This window comes from Mesorhizobium sp. M0189 (assembly GCF_040322135.1).
In the GTDB taxonomy this organism is placed as follows: Bacteria; Pseudomonadota; Alphaproteobacteria; order Rhizobiales; family Rhizobiaceae; genus Mesorhizobium.
Window position 1 is genome coordinate 187,501 of sequence record NZ_JAMYSW010000012.1, and the last position, 5,526, is coordinate 193,026.

Sequence of the window (5,526 nt, forward strand, 5' to 3'; positions counted from 1 at the left end):
CGGGACACGTGAAATCCTGTCTGAAATTGGGGGGACCACCCTCCAAGCCTAAGTACTCGTGCATGACCGATAGCGAACTAGTACCGTGAGGGAAAGGTGAAAAGCACCCCGACAAGGGGAGTGAAATAGTACCTGAAACCGATTGCCTACAAACAGTGGGAGCCCAAGGTTCGTCCTGGGTCACCACGTACCTTTTGTATAATGGGTCAGCGACTTAGTGTGACGAGCAAGCTTAAACCGATAGGTGTAGGCGCAGCGAAAGCGAGTCTGAACAGGGCGTTCAGTTCGTCGCATTAGACCCGAAACCGAGTGATCTAGCCATGAGCAGGTTGAAGGTAAGGTAACACTTACTGGAGGACCGAACCCATAACTGTTGCAATAGTTCGGGATGACTTGTGGCTAGGGGTGAAAGGCCAATCAAACTCGGAAATAGCTGGTTCTCCGCGAAATCTATTTAGGTAGAGCGTCGACCGAATACCCCAGGGGGTAGAGCACTGGATGGGCTAGGGGTCCTCACCGGATTACCAAACCTAACCAAACTCCGAATACCTGGGAGTAATAGTCGGCAGACACACGGCGGGTGCTAACGTCCGTCGTGAAAAGGGAAACAACCCTGACCTACAGCTAAGGTCCCCAAGTTATGGCTAAGTGGGAAAGGATGTGAGGATCCCAAAACAACCAGGATGTTGGCTTAGAAGCAGCCATCATTTAAAGAAAGCGTAACAGCTCACTGGTCTAAATAAGGGTCTTTGCGCCGAAAATGTAACGGGGCTAAAGCCATACACCGAAGCTTAGGGTTTGCAGCAATGCAAGCGGTAGCGGAGCGTTCTGTAAGCTGATGAAGCCATACCCGTGAGGGATGGTGGAGGTATCAGAAGTGCGAATGCTGACATGAGTAACGTAAGGGGAGTGAGAGACTCCCCCGCCGAAAGTCCAAGGGTTCCTGCTTAAAGCTAATCTGAGCAGGGTTAGCCGGCCCCTAAGTCGAGGCAGAAATGCGTAGACGATGGGAACCACGTTAATATTCGTGGGCCTGGAGGAAGTGACGGATCATTGAGGTAGTCCAATCTTATCGGATTGAAAGGGCTGCTGCGTGGTTCCAGGAAATAGCTCCTCCTTATAGACCGTACCCGAAACCGACACTGGTGGACTGGTAGAGTATACCAAGGCGCTTGAGAGAACTATGCTGAAGGAACTCGGCAAATTGCACGCGTAACTTCGGAAGAAGCGTGACCCTTTCATGCGCAAGCATGGGAGGGTGGCACAGACCAGGGGGTAGCGACTGTTTATCAAAAACACAGGGCTCTGCGAAGTCGCAAGACGACGTATAGGGTCTGACGCCTGCCCGGTGCTGGAAGGTTAAGAGGAGGGGTGCAAGCTCTGAATCGAAGCCCCAGTAAACGGCGGCCGTAACTATAACGGTCCTAAGGTAGCGAAATTCCTTGTCGGGTAAGTTCCGACCTGCACGAATGGCGTAACGACTTCCCCGCTGTCTCCAGCATAGACTCAGTGAAATTGAATTCCCCGTGAAGATGCGGGGTTCCTGCGGTTAGACGGAAAGACCCCGTGCACCTTTACTATAGCTTTACATTGGCATTCGTAGTGGCATGTGTAGGATAGGTGGTAGGCTTTGAAACCTGGGCGCCAGCTCAGGTGGAGCCACCCTTGAAATACCACCCTTATCACTATGGATGTCTAACCGCGGCCCGTTATCCGGGTCCGGGACAATGTATGGTGGGTAGTTTGACTGGGGCGGTCGCCTCCTAAAGAGTAACGGAGGCGCGCGATGGTGGGCTCAGAACGGTCGGAAATCGTTCGCTGAGTGCAATGGCATAAGCCTGCCTGACTGCGAGACTGACAAGTCGAGCAGAGACGAAAGTCGGTCATAGTGATCCGGTGGTCCCGCGTGGAAGGGCCATCGCTCAACGGATAAAAGGTACGCCGGGGATAACAGGCTGATGACCCCCAAGAGTCCATATCGACGGGGTTGTTTGGCACCTCGATGTCGACTCATCGCATCCTGGGGCTGGAGCAGGTCCCAAGGGTATGGCTGTTCGCCATTTAAAGCGGTACGTGAGTTGGGTTCAGAACGTCGTGAGACAGTTCGGTCCCTATCTGCCGTGGGTGTAGGAATATTGAAAGGATCTGTCCCTAGTACGAGAGGACCGGGATGGACGGATCTCTGGTGGACCTGTTGTGGCGCCAGCCGCATAGCAGGGTAGCTATATCCGGACGGGATAACCGCTGAAGGCATCTAAGCGGGAAACCCACCTTAAAACGAGTATTCCCTGAGAACCGTGGAAGACGACCACGTTGATAGGCCGGGTGTGGAAGAGCGGCAACGCTTGAAGCTTACCGGTACTAATAGTTCGATCGGCTTGATCGTTCTCATTCCTAATGCCCATTTCTGGCGACAATCCTTGGATTGCGCCGAGATGGATGGCACAGAAAACAGCTTCTCGAGCAACGTGCGTTTTGCCGACCTGGTGGTTATGGCGGAGCGGCTGCACCCGATCCCATTCCGAACTCGGCCGTGAAACGCTCCAGCGCTGATGGTACTTCGTCTCAAGACGCGGGAGAGTAGGTCGCTGCCAGGTCTGCCAAGCGCACGTTGTTTAATCTTCTCCTTACGAACAGGCCCGCCAACGGGACTCCGGGCCGCGCAAGCGGCCCTTTCATTTGGCGGAAGCTTGAATTCAGTGAGCCAAGGCTTACTTCTAGGGTTGACGCGGGGTGGAGCAGCGCCCCGTCCGCCCACAAGGCGAAGGCCTTGAGGACGGACAAAACAAAAAAGCCCGGGCTGCCCGGCCGGCGTTCGCCGTGAAGTTGACGCGGGGTGGAGCAGCCCGGTAGCTCGTCAGGCTCATAACCTGAAGGTCACAGGTTCAAATCCTGTCCCCGCAACCAAAGTACGAAAACGGCCCGCCTTGTGCGGGCCGTTTTCGTATGCACTGAAGTGCCGCGACAGGACACTTAGCATTCCGCAGCCAATCTTTCGCGTATGTGTTCCGATCCACCTCTCATACGTCGGGCGAATGGCCGATCGGGATTTACGACGCGCCAAAAGGGCGCGCTGCCGTCTTGACTGATATGCACCAAGTGCCGCCGCACAGTCACTGGGCAGCAGGCGTCTGCTCCGTATTTTGCCGCGAGCTTACGTCGTAACTCTGCAAGGTCCGACAAGTGGCCAGGTCGCGCAGCCCGGAGCTCGTCTGCGACCATGTTCTCCGTTGGGATCAGCATGCTCTGCGTAAGGTTTTTGCCTTTGAGTCGCGTTCTGACCACCGGCAATTCGCTCATAATTCACCTCCAGGAACTCCCCTACTGAAGACGAATAAGAATGCCGCAATCCGACAAAATCTCGGATTGATTTGATTGCCGTGGCTCGAGGCCACAGCCGTGAACCCACAAAGACGCCTCCGGCCGGCACCAATTCCTTGCAATGCACACATCAAAACCCCCGCTTGCCTTATGGCGCCGGTTACGAAACGGAACTTTACGTCTTCGCCGACATGGCTCGAACTGCAGCTCTAGCCGGCATCCCGGTTGGTCAAAGCGATGTGGCAGCAGCCGGAACCGTGGCCCGGCGTCCAGGTGACGTTGTCGAAGCGCACTCCGGTGGCCTCGAACAGGCCGCGGTCGAAGGCGCCGGCGATGCGGCAGAGCGTGGCGAGCTTCTTGTCGCCAACGCCGGCTTCGACCCAAGCGTCCTTCAGCGGACAGCGCTTGACCTTGAAGGCGATGCGGCCTTGGCCGCGTTCGACGTCGGTCGGATACATGCGGCCGCCATCCGGGCTGACGGCGAGGAACGCCTCGCCGATTGCCGGTGCGTCGTTCGGGCCGAAATCGGCGAAGGCCGACGCCGCAACCTCCTTGCCGCGCCGTTCGATGGTGCGGATCATGATAGCCTCAGCCTTTTCCGCGCCAACTTCCGCGGTTAGCTCGTCGAGCAACAGACGATAGAGATCGGCGCGGTTACGGAAGGCGGAATCGAGTTCGCGCGACAGTTTTTCGGCTCGGGCTTCGACGTCGGTCATGATGCGTCCTGTTCGATCCTTGACAGTCTTGGCGCTGCCGCCACCAGCGCCTTGCCGATCGCGGATTGCGGCGCGTCGATGACGGTACGGGCATCGCCGCTCTCGGCAATGCGCCCGGCGTCCAAAATGGCGACGCGGTGGGCGATGGCACGGACGACACCGAGATCGTGCGAAATGAACAGATAGGCGATGCGCTCCTCGCGTTGAAGGTCGAGCAGCAGCCGCAGGATCTGCCCGCGCACCGAAACGTCGAGCGCCGACACGGCCTCGTCGAGCACGACCAGCGACGGTTTTGTGGCGATCGCGCGGGCGATTGCGACGCGTTGGCGTTGGCCGCCGGAAATTTCGTGAATGGCGCGGCCGGCGAGACCGGGACTGAGGCCGACGCGTTCCAGCAGAGCGGCGATACGGCGCGGGCGCTCGGCACGAGAGGCAATGTGGTGGATGCGCAAGGGGTCGTCGAGCACGCGGGCCACCGTGGCGCGCGGGTTCAAGGCGGCGAGCGGATCCTGAAACACCATCTGCAGACGAGCGCGCCGGTGGCGCAAGGCAGCGCCGTTCATTGACAGGAAGTCGCTGCCTTCAAATTCGATATGGCCGGCGTCGGGTTCGATGAGCCGCAGCATCAGCCGGGCTATCGTCGACTTGCCGCTGCCTGAAGGTCCGGCCAGCGCCAGCGTCTCGCCAGCTTCGATGTGGAAGGAAACGTTATCTGCCGCGGCAATGATCTTGCCGCCGCGAGGGTATCGTTTGGTCAGGCCGGAAACGGCGAGCAGAGGACTGGTCATGTTCGCTGCAACAGCGGCTCGGCGTCGAGGCCGAGATGAGCGTCAAGCAGCGCCCGAGTGTAAGTGTGCCGCGGCGCACTGACGACCTGCGCCGTCGCACCGAGTTCGATCAATTCGCCATTCCGGAACACGGCGATGCGCCCCGCCAGCTCAGCGGCCAGCGCGATGTCGTGGCTGACGAACAACAGCGTCATGCCGTCCTCGGCCACCAATTGCCGAATTAGCGCGACGATCTCGGCCTGCACGATGGTGTCCAGCGCGCTGGTCGCCTCATCGGCGATCAGCAGTTTCGGGCCGGACGCGATTGCCGCGGCGATGGCGACGCGCTGCTTCTGGCCGCCGGAAAGCTGGTGTGGAAAGGCATGCATAGCCGCATTGGGGTCGGGCAGACGGACCCGTTCAAGCAAGTTTTGGGCCTTCGCGTAGGCTTGCGGCCAATTGAGGCCGAGGTGGGTGTAGGCGACCTCGGCGATCTGCTTGCCAATTGGCATCACCGGGTCAAGGCTCGCCGATGGATCCTGGAAGATGAAGCCGATGTCACGGCCGCCGATTGAAGCATGGTCGCGAAGACTTGCAGGCTGACGTCCCGTCGCACCCCCCACAGTAAGGTAGGGCAATGTGAGCGCGGCGCAGGGGGGGGGGGTGTGGGAACACAAGAAGGGAGCGGGGCGGATCAGCCCTAGACGGGGCACGGCAGGAGG

3 protein-coding genes, 1 tRNA gene and 2 rRNA genes (1 of these 6 only partly in view) are annotated in these 5,526 nt (G+C 58.8%); 3 read left to right on the plus strand and 3 right to left on the minus strand.

Going from position 1 to position 5,526, the window contains the following annotated elements; all coding sequences use genetic code 11:
* From NKJ09_RS21675 to NKJ09_RS21685, 3 genes are all read left to right on the plus strand, one after another.
* Positions 1-2,386 (plus strand): 23S ribosomal RNA (locus NKJ09_RS21675); it begins 421 nt to the left of the window's first position.
* Positions 2,387-2,482: 96 nt separating this feature from the next.
* Positions 2,483-2,597 (plus strand): 5S ribosomal RNA (gene rrf, locus NKJ09_RS21680).
* A gap of 233 nt (positions 2,598-2,830) precedes the next feature.
* Positions 2,831-2,907, plus strand: a tRNA-Met gene (locus tag NKJ09_RS21685).
* Positions 2,908-3,530: 623 nt separating this feature from the next.
* On the opposite strand, the gene NKJ09_RS21690 is transcribed toward NKJ09_RS21685, so the two are convergent.
* The 3 genes from NKJ09_RS21690 to NKJ09_RS21700 all read right to left on the minus strand — a co-directional run.
* Entirely contained in the window at positions 3,531-4,037 is a 507-nt protein-coding gene (locus tag NKJ09_RS21690; protein WP_023722304.1) for an L-2-amino-thiazoline-4-carboxylic acid hydrolase, read from the minus strand.
* A complete protein-coding gene (locus NKJ09_RS21695) occupies positions 4,034-4,825 on the minus strand; it encodes an ATP-binding cassette domain-containing protein (protein WP_352483559.1) in 792 nt (263 codons plus the stop codon). The genes NKJ09_RS21690 and NKJ09_RS21695 overlap by 4 nt, the downstream gene beginning before the upstream one ends.
* Positions 4,822-5,526: ATP-binding cassette domain-containing protein (locus tag NKJ09_RS21700; RefSeq protein WP_352763482.1), on the minus strand; the 705-nt coding region annotated here is incomplete at its 5' end. The genes NKJ09_RS21695 and NKJ09_RS21700, both read right to left, overlap by 4 nt.